Raw genomic sequence first — 21475 nt, 5'->3', positions numbered from 1 at the left:
ACATCCCAAGTTGGAACAGGAGATCCCGTATCTCCGCTACGCTTCGTACGGGATGACGGGGTGGGTTGAATGGTGTAGAATACTACGCCAGAAATGAATCAAATTCAGCTAGCAAAAAACAGCCGTCATCGCGGGCGTAGACCCGCGATCTCCTTGATTGATATCCCAAGTTGGAACAGGAGATCCCGTATCTCCGCTACGCTTCGTACGGGATGACGGGTTAGTTCAGCGGCTCCAGTTTGGCAACACTCTGATCCGGGCTGTAGATGATCCGGATGTCAGTATCATTATCTTCGTCAAAAACTTTAATAGAAATTTCCTGTTTGAATTCTATCTCATCAATCTCATGCGGTTTGATCATCAGGGGTTCCAGAAATTCTGAATCCAGTCCACGCATGGTTTTGAGTTCTTCATTCAGGAAATCCATGTATTCCAGCTTCAAACTTCCTTCACGAATGTATGTTATAATCAGGGAATAGGCTACCTGGCCTGCATAGGAAAAGCGTTGCTTTAGTTGCGAATTAAGCTTACCGACATCTTGTTGTCGTGCATAGAAGTAGAACTTCAATGCTTTTTCGAACAAAATTTTGTCTTGATCATTCAATATCTTTGTAGTGGATTTCATGCACTGAAGTTAAAACCATTAATCGACAAAAGTCAGGAGCATTATGTCTGCCACACCATCAACCATGCTGGAAATAGGAACTGAGGCACCAAATTTCACTCTGCCAAGTGTGAACGGAGGGAAACTCTCGTTAAGCTATGCCGATCAAAGCAAGGGGTTTGTGGTGATGTTTATCTGTAATCACTGTCCATATGTGCTGCATATTGAGGACGAATTGGTAAATGTTGCTAACGAATATATTGCCCGTGGAATAGGATTCATCGCCATTAGCTCTAATGATGTAGATAAATATCCGCAGGACAGTCCGGAGAAAATGGCTGAGAAAAAATATCCATTTCCGTATCTGTATGATGAATCACAGGAAGTAGCCAAAGACTATAAAGCTGCCTGTACGCCCGATATTTTTCTATTTGATGAGAACCGAAAACTGGTATATCGTGGTCAGTTTGATGACAGTCGCCCCAAAAAGGACACCCCGGTTACCGGCAAAGATCTTCGGGAAGCATTGGACGCGTTACTTGATGGGCAACAAATTCCTGAGGATAAGCAAGTACCCAGTATGGGATGTAACATTAAATGGAAACCCGGAAATGCCCCGGATTATTTTGGATAAATAAGGAATGAAAAACGAAAAGTTGCAAAAGCTCCGAGAAGACTATGCTAAAAGTTCGCTCGATGAATCTGAAGTAGATAAAAACCCATTCAAACAATTTGGGCTTTGGATGGAAGAAGCCGTTAAGTCTGAAGTACCGGAGCCCAATGCCATGACGCTGGCTACCGTAGATGCCAATCATAAACCTCATTCTCGCATAGTGTTGTTGAAAGGGCTGGAAGATGACAGCTTTATCTTTTATACCAATTATGTCAGTGATAAGGGAAAAGAGCTGGAACAAAATCCGAATGCCTCCTTGTGTTTCATGTGGCTGGAACTGGAACGTCAGGTTCGCATTGATGGGAAAGTCGAGAAACTTCCAAAAGAAGAAAGTGAAGCCTACTTCCAACAACGCCCATACAAAAGTCAGCTTGGGGCCCTGGCTTCAAACCAAAGTGCAGAGGTTCCGAACCGTGCATTTCTGGAAAAGAAATTTGAAGAGCTTGAAAAGAAATATCCGGAAGGAAAAGTACCCATGCCGGAAACATGGGGTGGCTATCGCGTAATTCCCGAAGCCATTGAATTTTGGCAGGGAAGGAGAAGCCGGCTTCATGACAGGGTTAAGTATGAATTGACTGGTGAAAAGTGGAACATAAAAAGACTCTCGCCCTGATTTATGCCTAAGATAAAAGAAGAGCGGATGGAAGAGTTGCCCAAGCTCGAAAATACGCTCGTGTATACCGATTTTGATGAAGATAATCCTGCCCCCAGAGGAAAATGGAATTCGGATATTTTTGGAAATGATCAGCCAATCGTACTGGAATTAGCCTGTGGTAAAGGAGAGTATTCGGTTGGATTGGCTCAACTTCACCCCGATAAAAACTATGTGGGATTGGATATCAAAGGAAACCGCATGTGGGTGGGAGCCACCGAAGCCCTTGAAAAGAATCTGGGGAATGTGCGCTTTTTGCGGTGTTTTATCGATCATCTCGATCAGTTTTTGGGAAAGGATGAAGTCGACGAAGCATGGATTGTATTTTCAGATCCCTATATCAAGAAAGAGAGAAAAAGGCTGACGGCACCCAAGTTTCTGGAAGTATATCGAAAAGTGATGAAGCCAGGCGCAGTCATTAACCTGAAAACCGACAGTGATGTGCTCTATGAGTACACAAAAGAAATCATTGAGCAAGAGGGACTTGAGCTGTTGGATGATGAACCCAATGTTCACAAAAATCGGCCGGATGATCCCGAGCTTTCCATTATCACCTATTATGAAAGTATGCACCTCGAAAAAGGAAAAACGATTAAGTATCTGAAGTTTAGGATGTGAAGCTGACAGTAAGCGAAGCCCTGAACGGCTTCCCTGGTTTACTGGATTAGGGCTTTTCTTGGTGAACATATTTTCCAATCTAAAAAATAGCGTCTTTGCGAGGAGGCCGGTTTGCTGAACATAAGATTGGGATGGATAACGACGAAGCAAGATCCTTGAAATGGGAATGTGTTTATAAGAACTTATATCACTTAGCGACAGACCCCTTTTCTGCCTTACTGAATCCCGTCCAGCACAAGTTCCCCTTCAGAAGGGGAAAGGACTCTTAGGTAATATCCTCAACCATATAATCACCAAGTCATCCTGAGGGTACCCCCGAAGGATCTTAGCCAGGGAATGTTTGGGACAATGGATCTTAAAATTTCCCCCCTTGTTGCGCTGCTCTGCTGTGCAATGCCGGATGGAGGCTCCGCCTCGAACATGCGGTGTAAGGTTCATTTGCGATTGCCCGATAGACCGGGCGGCCGATTTGTGAACTACGTCGGTATATACAGATCAGTCATCGCGGGCTTAGACCCGAGATCTCCCTTATCGATATCCCAAGCCGGTTAAGGAGATCCCGCATCTTCGCTACGCTTCTTGCGGGATGACGATGTAAAAAGAGATCCTGGATAAGTTATAGGATGACTGAGATACAAAAACATCACGTCTTGATTTTCGCTGTGGAATGTTTACATTACAGAAGTTAACACCGTTAACCTAATAATAAGAATGAGCGAAGAAGTACCATTAAGAGACCAGATACTCGATATCAGCCGGCATCTGCTGTACGAAGAAGGATATAAATCATTATCGATGCGGAAAATTGCCAAACAGGCCGATGTATCCGCAACAAGTATCTACCTCTACTTTGAAAATAAAGATCACTTATTGCACACGCTGATTGAAGAGTCGGTGGAGGATTTAAGCCGGTTTATAGAATCTGAGACTTTATCAAAAACCGATAGTATCGAACGTTTTAAAGCGATCACAGAAAGCTATGTGCAGTTTGGGCTTGAGAATCCGGAAAAGTACGAGATTATATACAAAGTCCGGTCCGATTCAATGGCGCGATATCCGAAGGAGAAGTTTCGGAAAGCCAGGCGAGCATACGAATTGTTGGTAAAAACTATAGAAGAAAGTGTAAATAATGGGTTGATGGAGGTTGATCAACCTGTTGTTGCAGCTTACTCGATTTGGGCACAATTACACGGTGTAGTATCGGTTGTACTTAATAAAAGACTGGATAGCCGCATTGATAAGCAACAATTTATAGAGGAATCCATAGAGCATGTGGTGCAGGGATTTCTGATTCGAACAACAGTATCATAAATGAGGAAAGATTATGGAAGCGATTATGGAATTACTTGGATTTTTTAGTGAAATCCCGCTGTGGGCATCAATTGGCTCTGCCGTTTTACTAATATTTATACTGGGTTACACCGGAGCGCCGCTTTGGCTGTGGGCTATTGCCGGTTATGCCGGATTGGCTGGGCTGGGTGCGCCCAACTGGGTATTCATCACTTACACCGTATTAGTATTGGTATTTAATATTAAGCCGGTTCGAAGAGTAGTTCTCAGTGGCCCAATTATGAAGTTGCTGGATGCGTTGAATTTCCTGCCTAAAATTTCGGAAACTGAGCAAACCGCGATTGAAGCAGGAAATGTATGGGTAGAAGGGGAGTTGTTTTCCGGGAAGCCCAACTTCAAGCGGATTCTGGATGAGGATTATCCTGATTTAACGGAAGAAGAACAGGCTTTCATGGATGGTCCGGTTGAAAAGCTGTGTGAAATGGTCACCGACTGGGATGTGATGGTTCGAAAAGACTTCACGGATGAGGTCTGGGAATTCATGCGAAAAGAAAAATTCTTTGGGTTGATTATTCCCAAGAAATATGGCGGACTCGAGTTTTCTGCCACCGCTCACAGTGCGATTGTCGCAAAACTGGCTTCACGATGTGGTCCGTTGGCAACAACGGTCATGGTTCCTAACTCTTTAGGTCCAGCCGAGTTGCTGCTCCATTACGGAACCGATGAGCAAAAAGACCATTACTTGCCGAAACTGGCAACCGGAGAAGAAATGCCGTGTTTTGGTCTTACAGAACCCAATGCCGGATCTGATGCCGGAAGCATGCGTTCTGAAGGAGTTGTTTTCAAGGGTGATGACGGAGAGCTGTATCTTCGCATGAATTTTGAGAAGCGATATATCACGCTGGCCGCAATTTCAACAGTGATTGGATTAGCTTTCAATCTTAAAGACCCGGATCATTTGATTGGTGATAAAGAAAACCGGGGTATTACCTGTGCACTCATTCCTTCTGACACAGAGGGTGTGGTATTAGGCCGCCGTCATGACCCGCTGGGCATTCCATTTTATAACTGCCCGATTGACGGTAAAGATGTGGTGGTTCCGCTGGATGCTATTATAGGAGGTAAAGAAGGAGCCGGCAATGGCTGGCGCATGCTGATGGAGTCGCTGGCTGTAGGACGGGGAATTTCCCTTCCGGCGCAGAGTGTGGGTGGATCCAAGGTAGCCACCCGTGCTATTGGTGCCTACACGGCCATCCGAAAACAATTCGGGTTGAATATTGGGAAGTTTGAAGGAATCGAAGAGCCTATGGCACGAATTGGAGGGTACACCTACCTGATGGAAGGCGCCCGACGATATACGACCGGTGGACTGGATAGCGGTCAAAAACCAGCTGTGGTAACGGCTATCGCCAAGTACAACTTTACAGAATTGGGACGGGAAATTGTAAACGATGCGATGGATATCGTCGGAGGAGCCGGAATTTCCCGCGGTCCCCGAAATATCTTTGCCAGCAGCTACACGGCTATGCCAATTGCGATTACCGTAGAGGGAGCAAATATTCTCACCCGAACGCTGATGATCTTTGGCCAGGGTGCGATTCGATGCCATCCTTATGCTTTTAATGAAATAGATGCTTTAATGAACAAAGATGTTAAAGCCTTTGACGATAACTTCTGGAAGCATATTGGTCATGTAGCCCGGAATAAGTCGCGTGCTTTTTTGTTGAGTATCACCAGAGGTCGGTTGGCAAGTTCTCCGGTAAGTGGTCCATCCGCTAAATACTTTCGCAAGCTGGCCTGGGCTTCTGCTTCCTTCGCATTCTTTGCTGATATTGCCCTTGGCTCGTATGGCGGAGCCTTAAAAATGAAAGAAAAAATAGCCGGGCGTTACGCCGATATTCTGAGTTATATGTATCTGGCTTCCGGAGCACTCAAACGATTTGAAGCTGAAGGAAGACCGGAAGCCGACCGTCCGTATTTTGAGTGGGCGATGGAATACAGTTTCTGGAAAATTCAGCAAGCCTTTGAAGGTATTCTGAGAGAAATAAAAGTACCCGGACTAAGCTGGGTATTCCGTTTGGCTGGAGTGTGGGGAAGATTGAATCCAATCGGCACCTATCCTTCAGACAAACTCGGACATAAAGTAGCCCAGGCTATGCAGACTCGGGGAGAAGATCGGGATCGGATAACAGCAGGAATTTTCCTTCCGAAAGATAAAGAATCTGCTATTGGTCGTTATGAGCACACTATGGAATTGGTAGAGCAAGCCTGGCCTGCATTCAAGAAGTTGTATAAAGCCATTAAAGCGAGAGAACTGCCCAAGGAACCCTACCTTGATATCGCAGATCTGGCTGTTGAAAAAGGCGTGCTAACCAAAGAAGAAGGTGAGCACGTCAAGAAAACCGAGCGTGCACGGAATGATGCCATACAGGTGGATGAGTTTACGCTTGATGAGTATATGAACGAGACACCGATGAAACCGTTTGGCGATGGCGAAAGGCCAGAAAAAGCTCCAGAGGCAATGGTTTAGGATAGCTGTCAGGTTTCAGCTATCAGTAAACCCTGTCCGTCGCAGGCCTTATTAAACAACCAGTCATCGCGGGCGCTGACCCGCGATCTCCTTTAACGATATCCCAAGTTGGACCAGGAGATCCCGCATCTCCGCTATGCTTCGTGCGGGATGACTATAAAAATAAGCAGGTTATGGAGATCTTTCACTCCGCATGCGCTGCGTTCAGGATGACATGTTACCGGGTGAACATCCCCAATGCCGCAGAGCGGCAATGCCTGTCGGCATGAAATACTCTGGCTCTGCGAAAAGCTCCGCTGCACCAACCACCACCATCAACCTATCAACTATCATCGAAATACCTCTTTAAATAGAAGGTCAAACTTCGTATCATCATTGCTTAACAAAATTTGGTAGAAAGTGAGCGAAGAGAACAATTCAAATCAAGAACATGGGGACAATAAGCCGGGTAAGAAAAAAAGCCCGGAGAACTTTCCCATTCAGGAATACAGACTAGTCCCGGCAGATCAGGGGTATGATGGCTACGAAGAAGACGAAATCGACCTGATTGAACTGGCCAAGACCATTTGGGATAACCGAAAAACCATTTACCGGTTTGTAGCAGTTGGAGTGGTGCTTGGTGTGGCTGTTGCGTTGCTTAGCCCAAAAGAATATGTGAGTAATGCCACCCTAATGCCGGAATATAGTACAGAAAGTCAGGGAGGAGCTTCCAGTCTTTTAAGACAATACGGTGGCTTGATTGGGCTGAGCGGAGGAGGGACCTACAATTCTGCCAGTAATGCGATAAGGGTCGATCTATATCCCAAAATTGTAGAAAGCCTGAGCTTTCAGGACCAGCTGGCCCGTCAGGAATTCTATTTTCCGGATTATGATACTACCGCTTCCATTTATCAATACTATTTAGAAATACAAACTCCCGGAGTGTTAGGCTATATAGCTCAGTACACCATCGGCTTGCCCAGTACAATTATTGGTGTATTTAAGAAAGAAGAAGAACTTGCTACAAGTACAGCAGTAAGTAATGATGATGAAATTGTTGAGTTAAGCAAAAACGAAATGAAGGTGATTGAAAGTCTTAGATCCCGTGTTTCTGCAAGTCTGGATGAAGAATCAGGAGTGGTAACGGTAAGAGCTCAGATGTCTGATCCGAAATTAGCTGCTCATGTTGCCCGGTATACCATCCAGGAGCTCACTGCATATTTAACCGAATACAGAACGGAGAAAGTACTTCGTGATCTGGAGTTTATTGAAGAGCAGTTGACAAAAGCCGAAGAACGATTCCAAGAGGCGCAGCTGGCCTTAGCTGAATTTCGGGATAGTAACCAGGGGAACTTAACAGCCAGGGCCCGAACCGAAGAACAGCGTCTGAATTCCGAATATGATATTGCTTTCAATTTGTATAATTCACTTACACAACAATACGAAGAGGCAAAGCTGAAAGTACAGGAAGAAACCCCGGTGTTTAAAGTGCTTCAGCCGGTACAGGTTCCGGTAAACGATGAGATGAGTGGAGGGATGGTCCTGATTGTGTTTGTGATGCTGAGTGGCATTGCTTCTATCGGGTGGATTTTCATCCGGCAGTTCCTTGCGTTAAATCCTTTCAAGACTGACTCCTGAACATTGTTAAACTAAGAGATTGAAGATTCCAATCCACTTATACATACGGGGATAAGTAATTAGTTTTGAATTAAACAAATATAGTATACATGAAAAATTTTGCACTTACCGGTTTAGCAGGTTACATAGCACCTCGCCACTTAAAAGCAATTGAAGATACAGGGAATCGTTTAGTGGCTGCTGTTGATCCCCATGACTCTGTAGGTATTATTGATAGTTATTTTCCGAAGGCCAGTTTCTTCACGGAAGTTGAGCGATTCGATCGTCACTTGGAAAAGATTAGAAGAGAAGGAAATGGAGAGGCAATTGATTATATGACTATATGCTCTCCCAATCATTTGCACGATGCACACATACGCTTAGCAATGAGAGTTGGAGCAGATGCTTTATGTGAAAAACCACTGGTATTGAATCCATGGAATTTAGATGTATTGCAAGAACTGGAAGAAGAGTATGGTCAGAGAGTTTGGACCATTTTGCAACTTAGAGTTCACCCCTCATTAATAGAACTAAAGAAGAAAATAGATGCTGAGAAATCTGAGAAGAGGCACAAGATCAGGTTATCCTATATAACATCCAGAGGAACCTGGTATCATTATTCGTGGAAAGGAAATGAGGAACAGTCTGGTGGTATAGGTACCAATATTGGCATTCACTTTTTTGATATGCTTATGTGGCTATTTGGACCTGCGCAGAATATGGAGCTCTATGTAAGAGAGAAAAATAGAATGGGTGGTTTTTTGGAACTTCCTAATGCAGATGTAGAGTGGTTTTTGTCACTTGAACCTGAAGATATTCCTAATAACGCAGACGACAGTCAGCGAACGTTTCGTTCTATCAATGTTGATGGAGATGAGTTAGAATTCAGTGGCGGATTTACAGATTTACATACCCGTGTTTATGAAGAAACATTGAAGGGTAATGGATTTGGAATTGATGATGCCCGCCCCTCTATTGAACTGGTACACAAATTGAGAACTATGCCGATTACAGAGAATCCTAAAGGTATTGTTCATCCAAGTATTCAAAATTTAAAATAAGAGCATAAGTAAGATGGAGTTTATCGATTTAGATACACAGTACAGAAAGTATCAGAAAGAGATTGATAAAAAAATGAAAGCTGTTCTCGAGCATGGACAGTATATTATGGGCCCTGAAATTGATGAGCTGGAAGCAATTCTTGCAGAATATGTTGGGGTCAAACATTGTATAACGGTAGCAAGTGGCACAGATAGCCTGGAAATTGCTTTGAGAGCTCTTGATATTGGTTCTGGTGATGAAGTAATAACGGTTCCTTTTTCCTGGATCAGTACAGCTGAAGTAATTTCTGCTGTTGGGGCAAAGCCGGTCTTCATTGATATTGAACCGGATACCTATAATATGGATCCGAATCTTTTGGAGGGCGCCATTACAGAAAATACCAAAGCTATTATGCCGGTCAGTCTTTTTGGTCAAATGCCTGATCTGGAACGAATTAATCAAATAGCAGACAAGCATAATATAGCTGTTATTGAAGATGCGGCTCAGAGTTTTGGAGCTACCCGGAATGGGAAACGCAGTTGTGGGGCTTCTTTAATCGCCAGTACTTCATTCTTTCCAGCGAAACCATTAGGCTGCTATGGAGATGGTGGAGCTTTATTTACGAACGATGATGAGTTGGCAGAAACGATGAAAGCCATACGCTCCCATGGAGGTATAAAAAGGCACTATCATACGCATATTGGCATGAATGGTCGTTTCGATACTTTGCAGGCTGCTGTAATATTAGGGAAGTGGGCAGGTTTTGAAGATGAGGTGAAATCCAGGAATCAAATAGGAGCCAGGTATACAGAACTCTTAAATGATCATGTAATTACTCCAGTTGTTGATAAGGGGAATACACATGTATATGCACAATATACGATTAGAGTAGCTGAAGAAAAGAGGGATGAAATTGTTTCCAGCATGAAAGACGCAGGAGTGCCTGTGGGTATATACTACCCCAAATGTTTTCATGAACAGCCGGTTTTCCAATATTTAGGATATGAATACGGAGATTTCCCTGAATCCGAAAAAGCATCAAGAGAGGTATTAAGCTTACCGATGCATCCTTTTTTAAGTGAAGAGGATCAAGACATAGTCGTTGAAAAGTTAATAGAATCCCTTGCAATATAAATGAATACTCTTCAACTTATTGGGCGTACTAAAAATCTATTTTCATTTGATTTAAATCAAAATGATTCTGAGTTATCAGAAAAAGTGTCTAACTCAAAATTCCTTGTAATTGGCGGAGCTGGCTCTATTGGTCAAGCTGTAACTAAAGAGATCTTCAAAAGAAACCCGCGAAAGCTCCATGTTGTAGATATTAGCGAAAACAATATGGTGGAGTTAGTACGGGATATCCGGAGTTCAGAAGGGTATATTAGTGGTGAGTTTAAGACTTTTGCTCTGGATGCCGGATCATATGAGTACGATGCTTTTATTAAAGCTGATGGTAAATATGATTATGTATTGAATTTATCAGCTTTAAAACATGTAAGAAGTGAAAAGGATCCATTCACGCTTATGAGAATGGTTGAGGTTAATATTCTGAATACCATAAAAACCATTCAGCAGGCTAAAGATAAAGGGACACAAAAATATTTTTGTGTATCTACAGATAAGGCGGCCAACCCAGTGAATATGATGGGCGCTTCCAAACGTATTATGGAACTCTTTTTGATGCGTGAAAGTGAGAATATCGATATTTCAACCGCGCGCTTTGCAAATGTTGCTTTTTCAGATGGATCTCTTTTGCACAGTTTTAACCAGCGTATTCAAAAAAGACAGCCCATTGTTGCTCCTAATGATATTAAGCGCTATTTCGTGACTCCTCAGGAGTCCGGCGAATTGTGTTTGATGTCGTGTTTGTTGGGAGATAACAGGGATATTTTTTTCCCAAAGTTAAGTGAAGATCTTCATTTGATTACGTTTTCTGAGATAGCAATCAAGTATTTGGAGATGATGGGGTACGAAGCTCACTTATGCTCCAATGAAGATGAGGCAAGAGAATTAGTGAGTATATTACCAGAAAAAGGTAAATGGCCATGCCTGTTCACGGAAAGTGATACGACAGGTGAGAAAGATTTTGAAGAGTTTTTTATGGAAGGTGAAACGCTTGATTTAGAGCGTTTCGAGAAATTAGGAATAGTGAAAAGTAATCTCGGCTTTGAAAAAGGTAAGTTGGATTACTTTTTAAGTGCCATTGAAGAAATGAAGACTAACCTTAGCTGGACAAAACCTGACTTAGTTAAACTTTTTCATAAACTACTTCCAGGATTTGACCATAAAGAAACCGGAAAGTATTTAGACTCAAAGATGTAATGAAACAAATTGATCAGTTTATAGAATTTGTTCGGGATCAGTATAAAACTGCTGATTTCATTCCATTACATGAACCTCGTTTTAAAGGCAATGAGAAGAAGTATGTCATGGAAACAATAGATTCTACTTTTGTTTCCTCAGTTGGGGCTTACGTAGATAAATTTGAAGCGATGATGGCTGAAATTTCTCAAACAAACCGAGCTGTTGCCGTAGTAAATGGTACAGCAGCCTTGCAAGTAGCTCTTCGATTAGCAGGTGTTAAGCAGGGAAATGAAGTTTTAACACAGGCATTAACTTTTGTTGCAACTGCTAACGCCATAGCTTATAACAATGCTCACCCTATTTTTCTGGATGTAGATTTAGATACAATGGGGTTATCAACTGATGCTGTTGAAGGTTTCCTGAATGAGTTCGGTGAAATCCGGGAAGATGGATGCTATAATAAAAAGACAGGTAATAAAATCGCAGCATGTTTACCCATGCACACCTTCGGTTTCCCGGTGCATCTGAATGAGCTTATGAAAGTTTGCGATAAATGGAATATCCCGGTGGTGGAAGATGCGGCTGAATCCATAGGTTCTACCTACCATGGAAAACCAACCGGGAGCTTTGGGAAACTTGGAATTTATTCATTTAATGGAAATAAGATTGTCACGGCTGGAGGTGGTGGAGCAATCGTAACCAAAGATGAGCAGTTGGGAGATTTCGCTAAGCATATAACAACCACAGCCAAAAAACCTCATAAGTATGAATACGTGCATGACGAATTGGGACACAATTACCGCATGCCGAATTTAAATGCGGCGTTAATTTGTGCTCAATTGGAACAACTGGATGATTTTATAGAAAATAAAAGAGAACTAGCCTATAAATATACCTCACATTTTAATGAACTGGGAATTAAGTTCAGGACTGAGAATGAAAACACAAAAGCGAATTATTGGCTGATGTGTGTGGAATTGGCTAATCGGAATAACCGGGATGAATTTTTGAAGGAGACCAATGAAAAGGGAGTAATGACCCGTCCAATATGGCAGCTAATGTATAAATTATCCATGTATGAGAATTGCTTCAGAGACGATCAAAAAAACGCTGAGTTTCTTGAAGATCGTATCGTCAATATCCCAAGTAGTGTAAGAATATGAGTAAATTTAAAATAGGGTACTTTGCAGATGGGCCTTGGTCGCATAAGGCGTTTGAATTGTTGATTCAAGATGAAGAAATTGAAATATGTTTTATTGTGCCAAGAACGGATACTAAAGATGATACTCTAAAGTATTTTGCAGGAAAATACGGAATAGATTATTTGCATCCAGTAAAGGTTAACTCTGAAGAATTTATAGAAAAGGCGAAATCGTACAATTGTGATTTGTTTGTTTCTATGAGTTTTAATCAAATCTTTAGGGAGAGGATAATCAATCTCCCTAAATACAGTACTATAAATTGTCATGCTGGTAAATTACCTTTTTATCGTGGCAGAAATGTTCTCAATTGGGCGTTGATTAACGATGAGAAAGAGTTTGGCATAACGGTTCATTTTGTTGATGAAGGAATTGATACCGGAGATATTCTTTTGCAACAGACCTATCCAATAACAGATGAAGATACTTATGATACATTGCTTTCTGTAGCATATGATGAATGCGCAAAATTATTATATAAAGCAATTAAGCAAATTCAGGATGGAAGTTTCAAAGTGGTAAAACAGAATACGATCCATCCTGTTGGTTTTTATTGCGGTAGGCGTTCAGTTGGAGATGAGATTGTTAATTGGAAAAGTACATCAAGAGAAATATTTAACTTTGTGCGGGCTTTGTCTTCACCGGGACCTTTAGCAACAACTTTTATTGATAATGTTCAGGTCAAAATTAATCGAGTTAAATTAATAGAAGGTGCACCACAGTACATAAATATACCAGGACAAATTCTTTCAAAAACAAAAGATGGATTTTTAGTAAAAACGAAAGATTCATTTGTGGAAATTCTTGAAGTTGATACTGAAGTAAAACTCAGAGTTGGGGCTCGGTTTAAAAATGAGTAAGAAGGAACACGTTTATATTATAGCAGAAGCTGGAGTGAATCATAATGGTGATTTGCAAAAGGCAATTGAGCTGATTGAAGTAGCTACTCAAGCAGGAGTTGATGTAGTAAAATTCCAGTCTTTCAAAGCAGACAAATTAGTATCAAAAACGGCTAAAAAAGCAAAATATCAATCTCAAAATATAGGAGATGGTGATGAGAGCCAATATAACATGCTCAAATCACTTGAATTGAGTGAAGAGGATCATACAGTATTAATTAAGGAATGTGAAAAAAGAGGAATCCAGTTTTTATCTACGGCTTTTGATGTGGACGGAATTGACTTTTTAGATGATCTCGGAATGCCGTTTTTCAAAAGTCCGTCTGGTGAGATTACCAATTATCCATATTTGAAACGTTTGGCTGAAAAACGAAAGCCGGTAATACTTTCTACCGGGATGGCAGATATGCAAGAAGTAAAAAATGCTATTGAGGTATTATTAAAACATGGCTTGACCAAAAAGGACATTACTGTATTACATTGTAATACAGAGTATCCCACCCCCATGGAGGATGTAAACCTGAAGGCTATGAATACCATAGCAAAGGAACTCGGCGTACGGGTAGGATACTCAGATCATACATTAGGAATTGAAGTTCCGGTTGCGGCAGTGGCAATGGGAGCCTGTGTCATAGAAAAGCACTTCACTTTGGATCGAAATTTACCCGGACCTGATCATCGGGCTTCTTTGGAACCGGATGAGCTCAAAGATATGGTTAAAGCCATAAAGAATATAGAAAAGGCGATTTCGGGAAGTGGTGAAAAAGAGCCTAGCCGAAGTGAAAAAAAGAATAAGACAGTAGCCCGAAAAAGTATCCATACAACACGATCAATGAAAGCTGGAGAAGCGATAAAGGAAAAAGATATTATAGCACTTCGTCCCGGAGACGGTATTTCACCTATGGATTGGGAAAATATTATTGGTAGGAAGGTTAGCCGAGCCTATGCGGCAGCAGAAATGCTTGAAAGGAGTTCGTTGAAATGAAGGTAGGTGTACTTACAAGTTCGAGAGCTGATTTTGGAATTTATCTTCCTTTGCTTAAGAAATTAAAAGACGATGTGTTTTTTGAATTGAGAGTTATTGCTTTTGGAACACATGGTTCACCGTATCATGGTAAAACAGTTTCTGAAATTCAAGAAGCTGGTTTTGAGAATATTGATCTTATACAATCTTTGTTATTAAATGATAACCCAAATGGAATTAGTACATCTTATGGACTTACAGTGAATAAATTTGCTGATTACTGGTCTGAAAATACTTTTGACTTAGTCTTTTGTTTGGGAGATCGTTTTGAAATGTCAGCAGCGGTGCAGGCTGGAATTCCTTTTGGAGTTAAGTTTGCACATATTCATGGGGGAGAAACAACATTAGGTGCCATTGATAATATTTACAGGCATCAAATTACTCTAGCCTCTAGTATACATTTTCCATCTACAGAAGCATATAAAGATAAAATTGAGACAATTATAGGGTATGATGAGCATGTATATAATGTAGGTTCTTTAAGTTTGGATGGGATAGAAGAGTTCAAATTTTTAGAAGAAAATGTTTTTCGCAATAAATTTGGAATTCCTGACAAGCCGTACATATTAATTACTTTTCATCCTGAAACAGTAAACCCTGAGGCGAATCAAGAATATGCTTTAGAGATGAAATCTGCTATGAGTGAAATCAGTACTGACTACTTTTTAGTTATTACCATGCCCAATGCAGATACCAATGGTAAGATATTTCGGAATTCTATTGCAGAATTAAAGAAAGAGATACCTGAACAAATTCTTTGCATAGAAAACTTTGGGAAAACCAATTATTTCAATGCCATGAAGTATTCGAACTTCCTTTTGGGAAATACTTCGAGTGGAATTATTGAGGCTGCTTCGTTCGGAAAATATGTTGTTAATGTTGGTAATAGACAAAAGGGACGCACGAAAGGAGAAAATGTAATAGACTGTGAATTTGGAGCTAGTGATATCTTGCAAACTGTTTCAAAATTAAAAGATTTAGGTTCTTTTGAAGGATCAAATATTTATCGAAAACCAAATACGGTAAGGTCAATAATTGACACATTAAAAAATAATTATGCGTCATTATAAAGAACATTTAATACCAACAGAAACCCCAATTAGAGAAGCATTAGAGGTTTTAGAAAAGCTGTCTCATGATGCTATTTCTTTTGTAGTTGACAAAGATGATAGATTAATAGGGTCTTTAACCGATGGGGATGTACGTAGGGGTCTTATCAAAGGAGCTGGGCTTGATCAGCCGGTCGATGATATTATTCAATCAAATCCCAGGTTTATACGAAAAGGTGATCAGGACATTCAAAAGGTGATTGAGTACCGGGAAAATGATTTTAAAATAATTCCAATTCTTGATCATCAGGATCGCATCGTAAATGTGATTAATTTTGGAGAGCTAAAGTCCTATCTTCCTGTAGATGTGGTGGTAATGGCAGGGGGAAAGGGCACCAGATTGCGACCTCTTACAGAAAAAACTCCCAAGCCACTATTAAAAGTAGGGGATAAACCTATTCTTGAACATAACATTCACCGGCTAAGCTTATTTGGAATGGATGATTTTTGGATAACCGTAAACTACCTGGGGGAACAAATTGAAGAGTATTTTGGAAATGGGAATCAGAAGAACCTAAACATCAATTATATCTGGGAAGATGAGCCTCTTGGAACCATAGGCTCAGTTTCAAAGATTGAAAACTTTATTCATGATTACGTGCTGGTTACCAATTCCGATGTCCTTACCAATCTTGATTATGAAGATTTTTTTATTCGATTCATAGAAGAAGATGCAGATTTTGCCGTAGTCACCATACCATACAAAGTAGACGTGCCTTATGCTGTTCTGGAGACATCGAATGGACATGTGATGAATTTTAAAGAAAAACCTACTTATACGTATTACTCCAACGGGGGTATTTATTTAATGAAACGGGAAGTTACGGAGGGTATACCCAAGAATAGTTTTTACAACACTACCGACCTCATGGAAAGACTTATTGCAGAAGGCAAAAAGGTTCTGTCCTATCCATTGTCAGGATACTGGCTTGATATTGGAAAGCCGGAAGATTTTGAAAAGGCACAGGAAGATATTAAAACCATCAAGTTTTAAATGAAGCCATTAGTAATTATACCGGCACGCGGTGGATCCAAACGATTACCAGGTAAGAATATAAAACCGCTCAAAGGAAAGCCTTTAATTCATTATACCATTGAAGCTGCAAGGGAGGTTTTTGACGATTCGGTTATATGCGTTTCAACAGATGATGAATCCATAAAGAAAGTTGCAGAACAAACAGGAATCAGGGTGCCTTTTTTGAGGCCTGAGTCTTTGGCAACTGATGCTGCGGATTCAAGGAGTGTTCTGTTACATGCTTATAATTTTTATAAACAAGCCAGAAGCTATGTTGCTGATACCATTGTACTGCTCCAGCCTACTTCGCCTTTGAGGAATGGAACCCATATTAATGAGTGCCTAAAGCTATATGATGAGGAAGTAGACCAGGTTTTATCAGTAAAAGAAACAGATTCCAATCCTTATTTTTTGCTTTTTGAAGAAGGTGAAGACGGATACCTTAAAAAGGTTTTATCAGGAGATTTTACAAGAAAACAAGACTGCCCTACTGTTTATGAAATTAATGGAGCCATCTATATAATTAATACCAAATCTCTATTGTCAAGTGATACACTTGTATTCAGTAGAACAAAGAAATATGTCATGAATAAAGAATCATCAATTGATATTGATGATGAATTCGATTTTAACTTAGCTGAATTTATTTTAAGAAGATAACATGAATACAATACGAGTAATACCCCGACTTGATATTAAAGGTCCTAATCTTGTAAAGGGCATTCATTTGGAAGGCCTTCGTGTACTGGGGAAGCCCGAACATTTTGCAAAATATTATTACAAGCAGGGTGCAGATGAATTGATCTTCATGGATGTGGTTGCCAGCCTTTATGAAAGAAATAGTCTTCATGATATTATTTCAAATACGGCTAAAGAAATTTTTATACCACTTACCGTGGGGGGTGGGCTTAGAACCATTGAAGACATCAGAAACGTACTCAGGGCGGGTGCAGATAAGGTAAGTATTAATACTGCCGCCATAAATAATCCAGAAATTATAACCGAAGCAGCTCTTAAGTTCGGTTCATCAACTATTGTTGTGGCCATAGAGGCTATTAAAGAATATAAATCTGATAAATATTTGGCCTATACAGATAATGGAAGAGAATATACCGGTATCGATATTTTTGAATGGGCACAGAAAGTTGAGGAGATGGGAGCCGGTGAACTTGTTATCACTTCTGTAGATCGTGAAGGGACCGGGGAAGGCATGGATATTTCAATGATTGAGAAAATATCTGAGATGGTTGACATTCCCGTGATTGCTCATGGTGGAGTTGGCAAGAAAGAAGATGTAAAAGAGTTGTTTAATAAAACGGATGCTAAAGCTGTTTCATTGGCCTCGCTGCTTCACTATGACTACATCCATAATGGTTATGAAATCGGAGATCATCAGGGGGAAGGAAATATTGAGTTTCTAAACAGAAAAAAATCATTTCACACCTTTAAGGAATGTTCGCTTGATGCACTAAAGCAGTATTTGTTTGAAAATGAAATTTCAGTAAGAGTGGAAACCAATGAGTAAGAAAATAGCAATTATAGATTACAAGCTAGGTAATTTATTTAGCGTAAAACACGCTTGTGATTACATAGGTTTGGATTCAGTTATTACTTCGGATGCCTCATTTATATCAGATTCCGATGCATTGATTTTGCCGGGTGTTGGGGCATTTGGAGAAGGAATGAATCATCTTAACGATTTAGGGTTATCAACTGTAATCAAAGAAAAAGTAAGCGAAGGAATACCTCTTTTCGGTATTTGTCTGGGCCTACAAATGCTGTTTACAGAAAGTGAGGAATTCGGAAATTCGATGGGGCTTGATATTATAAAGGGAAAGATTTTAAAGTTTCCAAAGAACTATAAATCCAAACAGCTAAAAGTTCCTCAAATTGGCTGGAATAAAATACACATGCAGAATGAGACTCTATGGAATTCATCGTCTTTGTCTGGAATAAAGGATAGCTCTTTTATGTATTTTGTTCATTCCTTTTATGCAAAGCCTGATAACGATAGTGAGGTTTTGACTAATACCAACTATTGTGGCTTTGAATACTGTTCTGCTGTTTTTAACAACAGGAATGTATTTGCCACACAGTTTCATCCGGAAAAAAGCGGTGAGAATGGGCTCAGGATTTATAAGCAATGGGCAAAAAATTATAATTTATTACCATAAGACAAATTCAGAATAATGGGAAAGAAAGAAACATATTACGGACTACCAGAAGAAGTTAAGTTTTGTAAGCGATGTGTAATGTCTAATCAAAGACCGGCGTCTGCGGTGGAGTTTAAACACACCATTGACTCTAAGAAAACCACCATGAACTTTGATGAAGAGGGGATTTGTGATGCTTGTAGAATGGCGGAACAAAAAGAAAAGATAGACTGGGAAAAAAGAGAAGAAGAGCTTTTAAAGCTGCTGGATAAACACAGAAGCAATGACGGTAGCTACGATTGTTTGGTTCCCGGTAGCGGGGGGAAAGACAGTGCCTATCAGGCTCATGTATTAAAATATAAATATGGCATGAACCCGTTAACGGTTACTTGGCCTCCTATACTTTATACTGATTACGGATATCAGAACTGGAAAAATTGGCTGGATAGTGGTTTCGATAATATTTCATTTTATAGAAATGGAAAAATTATGAAACTACTGACAAAGCTATCCATAGAGAATCTTTTTCACCCTTTCCAGACTTTCATATTGGGCCAGAAGAATATTGGGCCCAAAATAGCAGCCAAGTATGGAATTAATTTGGTTTTTTATGGTGAGAACGAAGCCGAATATGGAAACCCGATCGCAGATAATGCAACTTCGTTAAGAGATAAGAGCTATTACACGTTTAAGAATATTGATGAACTGTATTTGGGAGGCGTTTCTGTAAAAGAACTGAAAGAGAAGTATGACGTTCAAATGCAGGATATCATGTCATTCCTTCCAATGCCTGTGGAAGAAATGGAACAGGCAAAAGTTGATGTTCGCTACCTGGGTTATTATCTCAAATGGACTCCTCAAGAAGTCTATTATTATGCTGTAGAAAACACAGGTTTTAAAGCAAGGCCATTCCGAACGCAGGGAACATACAGTAAGTATAATTCCATTGATGACAAGATTGATGATCTTCATTATTACACAACCTTTATAAAGTTTGGTATTGGACGTGCTACTTATGATGCGTCACAGGAAATCCGGAATAGGCATCTTACCAGAGAAGAAGGAGAAGCTCTTGTTAAGCGATTTGATGGAGAGTTTCCAGACAGGTATTTCGAGGAAATAATGGACTATTTAGATATGGATCCTGAATATTTTAAAAATAAATTAACAGATAAATTCCGCTCACCACATCTATGGGGTAAAGATAAAAATGATGAATGGAAACTTCGTCACAATGTCTGGAATGGTGGCCTTGAAGATTAATTTTCTAAACTAATCCATTGGAAACTAAACAGGTTGTTGACTATTTACATTCTCTTGAAAGAAATATTAAGCTCGCTAACTACGAGGTATCGGGATTTAATGCTTGGCCGATAGTTAGAGTTTTTTTAGGCCTTAACTTAGATAATTTTACGATTGCATCTGGTGGAAATGAAAATGCCAGCAGAGTGACTAGGTTATGGTCAAAGATTTATGGCTTTGTATCGTCGATATTTGATTTTATTAAGTTTGTTTCAGGAAAATATTCTGTTTCAAGGTCCAATAAAGACATAGTATTTATTACATATGGAGCTGCTCAAAAAAAGATAGGGTCTAAAGAATTAGACATATACATGTCACCTATTATTGAGAATCTTAAACATGATAAAAAGCATCTTACCTTTTTATACTCTACAAGACAGGCACTAGCAAATAACAAGAATGAGTTTGTTAGTATTGATGCTGTATTTAGGGCAATACGTCTGAAATCTATTTTGAAGTCCAAGCTTGTTTCTATGCCAACAGAGTTAAAAACAGAGTTGAAAGAAATAATTTCAAAAATGGACCAAGATGGGATTAATCATAGTCTTTCTTTAAAAAAGATATGGTTTAGAATTACTTTTATAAGATTATTGGCTGATTGGTTTAAAGAAGTACTTGAAAAAACCACACCTACTCATGTATTTGGTTCTAATTACTATGGTCTTGAGATGGCTATTAACCTTGCTGCAGATGAGTTGAATATAACCTCTGTAGATGTGCAACATGGGGTTCAGGGTGAGAATCACTTTGCATATACTGAATGGCAGAATATTCCTAGAAATGGATATGAATTGTTGCCAGATATTTTCTTGGCTTGGGACGAAAACTCAAAGGAAGTAATACAAAGCTGGGCTGGAAAGACTCGAAAACACCGAGCTGTTGTGGGTGGGAATGTTACAATAATTTCAAACTTAAATAATTCCGATGGCATTAATGATGTTGCTAAACTGAAATCAGATTGCAAAAATATTTTGATAACACTGCAGCCGGGAAGGCAGACTTTGAATTTTTATAAGAAATTAATTGATAAAGGAGACTCAAAGCTATGTTGGTGGGTTCGTCTACATCCAAATATGCTTAATCAACTTGAAGAGATAAGAAGATTCTTTGAAGATCATAGCTACAAAGAAAATATATTTATAGAAGAGGCAACTAATAATTCATTGTACGATATACTTATGCATATTGATTTACATTTAACGGAGACCTCTTCAGTTATTTTAGATGCTAAGTATTGTGATATAAAATCTATTTCCATTCATAAGTCTGCTAATTCTTTATTCAGAAAAGAAGTTGAAAATGGGTTTCTTCAATATGCAGAAGACGAAGAAACTTGTATTGAGATAATAAAAAAGGAAACGAAAAGAAGAGAAAAAAAAGCAGCCGTTTATTTGCTTGACAAACATACATCTCTGTTGAGAAATTTTCTTTTGTCCGAAGACCTCGCTTAATCTTTTCCATATAGT

Annotated in this window: 21 protein-coding genes; 19 read left to right on the top strand and 2 right to left on the bottom strand. The window is 39.9% G+C overall.

Annotation, left to right across the window (positions count from 1 at the left end):
- Positions 1-220: 220 nt before the first annotated feature.
- Positions 221-625 carry a hypothetical protein gene (locus RIB15_RS02435; protein WP_350200555.1) on the bottom strand — a complete coding sequence of 135 codons (405 nt, stop codon included), beginning with the start codon at positions 623-625 and terminating at the stop codon, positions 221-223.
- A 43-nt stretch (positions 626-668) separates the two neighbouring features.
- Here RIB15_RS02435 and RIB15_RS02430 point away from each other — a divergent pair, with 43 nt between their 5' ends.
- The 5 genes from RIB15_RS02430 to RIB15_RS02410 all read left to right on the top strand — a co-directional run bounded on the left by RIB15_RS02430 (position 669) and on the right by RIB15_RS02410 (position 6367).
- Positions 669-1238 (top strand): thioredoxin family protein, encoded by a 570-nt coding sequence (locus RIB15_RS02430; protein ID WP_350200554.1) that lies wholly within the window; start codon positions 669-671, stop codon positions 1236-1238.
- Between the two features lie 7 nt (positions 1239-1245).
- Positions 1246-1890, top strand: a complete 645-nt coding sequence (pdxH, locus tag RIB15_RS02425; RefSeq protein ID WP_350200553.1) for a pyridoxamine 5'-phosphate oxidase — start codon at positions 1246-1248, stop codon at positions 1888-1890.
- Positions 1891-1893: 3 nt separating this feature from the next.
- Positions 1894-2547, top strand: a complete 654-nt coding sequence (trmB, locus tag RIB15_RS02420; RefSeq protein WP_350200552.1) for a tRNA (guanosine(46)-N7)-methyltransferase TrmB — start codon at positions 1894-1896, stop codon at positions 2545-2547.
- Positions 2548-3258: 711 nt separating this feature from the next.
- On the top strand, positions 3259-3858 hold the full coding sequence (locus RIB15_RS02415) for a TetR/AcrR family transcriptional regulator (protein ID WP_350200551.1): 600 nt from the start codon (positions 3259-3261) through the stop codon (positions 3856-3858).
- A gap of 13 nt (positions 3859-3871) precedes the next feature.
- The gene (locus RIB15_RS02410) at positions 3872-6367 is read left to right on the top strand and encodes an acyl-CoA dehydrogenase (RefSeq protein WP_350200550.1); all 2496 of its coding nucleotides are present in this window, start codon (positions 3872-3874) and stop codon (positions 6365-6367) included.
- 204 nt (positions 6368-6571) lie between these two features.
- On the opposite strand, the gene RIB15_RS02405 is transcribed toward RIB15_RS02410, so the two are convergent.
- The gene (locus tag RIB15_RS02405) at positions 6572-6700 is read right to left on the bottom strand and encodes a hypothetical protein (protein WP_350200549.1); all 129 of its coding nucleotides are present in this window, start codon (positions 6698-6700) and stop codon (positions 6572-6574) included.
- A 66-nt stretch (positions 6701-6766) separates the two neighbouring features.
- On the opposite strand from RIB15_RS02405, the gene RIB15_RS02400 reads away from it, so the two are divergent.
- The 14 genes from RIB15_RS02400 (at position 6767) to RIB15_RS02335 (ending at position 21460) form a co-directional block, all read left to right on the top strand.
- Positions 6767-7984, top strand: a complete 1218-nt coding sequence (locus RIB15_RS02400) for a Wzz/FepE/Etk N-terminal domain-containing protein (protein ID WP_350200548.1) — start codon at positions 6767-6769, stop codon at positions 7982-7984.
- 89 nt (positions 7985-8073) lie between these two features.
- A complete protein-coding gene (locus tag RIB15_RS02395) occupies positions 8074-9024 on the top strand; it encodes a Gfo/Idh/MocA family oxidoreductase (protein WP_350200547.1) in 951 nt (316 codons plus the stop codon).
- 13 nt (positions 9025-9037) lie between these two features.
- Positions 9038-10138, top strand: a complete 1101-nt coding sequence (locus tag RIB15_RS02390; protein ID WP_350200546.1) for a DegT/DnrJ/EryC1/StrS family aminotransferase — start codon at positions 9038-9040, stop codon at positions 10136-10138.
- Positions 10139-11326 (top strand): UDP-N-acetylglucosamine 4,6-dehydratase, encoded by a 1188-nt coding sequence (locus tag RIB15_RS02385; RefSeq protein ID WP_350200545.1) that lies wholly within the window; start codon positions 10139-10141, stop codon positions 11324-11326.
- Positions 11326-12471, top strand: a complete 1146-nt coding sequence (locus RIB15_RS02380) for a LegC family aminotransferase (protein WP_350200544.1) — start codon at positions 11326-11328, stop codon at positions 12469-12471. Before RIB15_RS02385 ends, RIB15_RS02380 begins: the two co-directional genes overlap by 1 nt.
- Positions 12468-13367, top strand: coding sequence for a methionyl-tRNA formyltransferase (locus RIB15_RS02375; RefSeq protein ID WP_350200543.1), 900 nt, complete (start codon positions 12468-12470; stop codon positions 13365-13367). Before RIB15_RS02380 ends, RIB15_RS02375 begins: the two co-directional genes overlap by 4 nt.
- Positions 13360-14391: an N-acetylneuraminate synthase gene (neuB, locus tag RIB15_RS02370; protein WP_350200542.1), complete on the top strand. Its 1032-nt coding sequence runs from the start codon at positions 13360-13362 to the stop codon at positions 14389-14391. Before RIB15_RS02375 ends, neuB begins: the two co-directional genes overlap by 8 nt.
- A complete protein-coding gene (gene neuC / locus RIB15_RS02365; protein ID WP_350200541.1) occupies positions 14388-15500 on the top strand; it encodes a UDP-N-acetylglucosamine 2-epimerase in 1113 nt (370 codons plus the stop codon). Before neuB ends, neuC begins: the two co-directional genes overlap by 4 nt.
- Positions 15487-16533: a nucleotidyltransferase family protein gene (locus RIB15_RS02360; protein WP_350200540.1), complete on the top strand. Its 1047-nt coding sequence runs from the start codon at positions 15487-15489 to the stop codon at positions 16531-16533. Before neuC ends, RIB15_RS02360 begins: the two co-directional genes overlap by 14 nt.
- Positions 16534-17214: an acylneuraminate cytidylyltransferase family protein gene (locus RIB15_RS02355; RefSeq protein ID WP_350200539.1), complete on the top strand. Its 681-nt coding sequence runs from the start codon at positions 16534-16536 to the stop codon at positions 17212-17214.
- 1 nt (position 17215) lies between these two features.
- Positions 17216-18079, top strand: coding sequence for an imidazole glycerol phosphate synthase subunit HisF (gene hisF, locus RIB15_RS02350; RefSeq protein WP_350200538.1), 864 nt, complete (start codon positions 17216-17218; stop codon positions 18077-18079).
- Complete coding sequence (gene hisH, locus RIB15_RS02345) at positions 18072-18728, top strand: imidazole glycerol phosphate synthase subunit HisH (RefSeq protein WP_350200537.1); 657 nt, start codon at positions 18072-18074, stop codon at positions 18726-18728. Before hisF ends, hisH begins: the two co-directional genes overlap by 8 nt.
- 15 nt (positions 18729-18743) lie before the next feature.
- Positions 18744-19970, top strand: coding sequence for an N-acetyl sugar amidotransferase (locus RIB15_RS02340; protein ID WP_350200536.1), 1227 nt, complete (start codon positions 18744-18746; stop codon positions 19968-19970).
- A gap of 17 nt (positions 19971-19987) precedes the next feature.
- Positions 19988-21460 (top strand): hypothetical protein, encoded by a 1473-nt coding sequence (locus RIB15_RS02335; protein ID WP_350200535.1) that lies wholly within the window; start codon positions 19988-19990, stop codon positions 21458-21460.
- Positions 21461-21475: the final 15 nt, after the last annotated feature.

Source organism: Gracilimonas sp. (genome assembly GCF_040218225.1).
In the GTDB taxonomy this organism is placed as follows: Bacteria; Bacteroidota; Rhodothermia; order Balneolales; family Balneolaceae; genus Gracilimonas.
Note: the sequence above shows the minus strand (reverse complement) of the source record. Positions and strands in the feature narration are given on the sequence as shown.

What these genes read in the sequence shown, in the direction of transcription:
- hisF (WP_350200538.1), top strand. Translation starts at nt 17,216, where the DNA reads ATGAATACAATACGAGTAATACCCCGACTTGATATTAAAGGTCCTAAT.
- RIB15_RS02340 (WP_350200536.1), top strand. Translation starts at nt 18,744, where the DNA reads ATGGGAAAGAAAGAAACATATTACGGACTACCAGAAGAAGTTAAGTTT.
- hisH (WP_350200537.1), top strand. Translation starts at nt 18,072, where the DNA reads ATGAGTAAGAAAATAGCAATTATAGATTACAAGCTAGGTAATTTATTT.
- RIB15_RS02390 (WP_350200546.1), top strand. Translation starts at nt 9,038, where the DNA reads ATGGAGTTTATCGATTTAGATACACAGTACAGAAAGTATCAGAAAGAG.
- neuC (WP_350200541.1), top strand. Translation starts at nt 14,388, where the DNA reads ATGAAGGTAGGTGTACTTACAAGTTCGAGAGCTGATTTTGGAATTTAT.
- RIB15_RS02435 (WP_350200555.1), bottom strand. Translation starts at nt 625, where the DNA reads ATGAAATCCACTACAAAGATATTGAATGATCAAGACAAAATTTTGTTC.
- trmB (WP_350200552.1), top strand. Translation starts at nt 1,894, where the DNA reads ATGCCTAAGATAAAAGAAGAGCGGATGGAAGAGTTGCCCAAGCTCGAA.
- RIB15_RS02375 (WP_350200543.1), top strand. Translation starts at nt 12,468, where the DNA reads ATGAGTAAATTTAAAATAGGGTACTTTGCAGATGGGCCTTGGTCGCAT.
- pdxH (WP_350200553.1), top strand. Translation starts at nt 1,246, where the DNA reads ATGAAAAACGAAAAGTTGCAAAAGCTCCGAGAAGACTATGCTAAAAGT.
- RIB15_RS02380 (WP_350200544.1), top strand. Translation starts at nt 11,326, where the DNA reads ATGAAACAAATTGATCAGTTTATAGAATTTGTTCGGGATCAGTATAAA.
- RIB15_RS02395 (WP_350200547.1), top strand. Translation starts at nt 8,074, where the DNA reads ATGAAAAATTTTGCACTTACCGGTTTAGCAGGTTACATAGCACCTCGC.
- RIB15_RS02360 (WP_350200540.1), top strand. Translation starts at nt 15,487, where the DNA reads ATGCGTCATTATAAAGAACATTTAATACCAACAGAAACCCCAATTAGA.
- RIB15_RS02410 (WP_350200550.1), top strand. Translation starts at nt 3,872, where the DNA reads ATGGAAGCGATTATGGAATTACTTGGATTTTTTAGTGAAATCCCGCTG.
- RIB15_RS02405 (WP_350200549.1), bottom strand. Translation starts at nt 6,700, where the DNA reads ATGATAGTTGATAGGTTGATGGTGGTGGTTGGTGCAGCGGAGCTTTTC.
- RIB15_RS02415 (WP_350200551.1), top strand. Translation starts at nt 3,259, where the DNA reads ATGAGCGAAGAAGTACCATTAAGAGACCAGATACTCGATATCAGCCGG.
- RIB15_RS02355 (WP_350200539.1), top strand. Translation starts at nt 16,534, where the DNA reads ATGAAGCCATTAGTAATTATACCGGCACGCGGTGGATCCAAACGATTA.
- neuB (WP_350200542.1), top strand. Translation starts at nt 13,360, where the DNA reads ATGAGTAAGAAGGAACACGTTTATATTATAGCAGAAGCTGGAGTGAAT.
- RIB15_RS02385 (WP_350200545.1), top strand. Translation starts at nt 10,139, where the DNA reads ATGAATACTCTTCAACTTATTGGGCGTACTAAAAATCTATTTTCATTT.
- RIB15_RS02430 (WP_350200554.1), top strand. Translation starts at nt 669, where the DNA reads ATGTCTGCCACACCATCAACCATGCTGGAAATAGGAACTGAGGCACCA.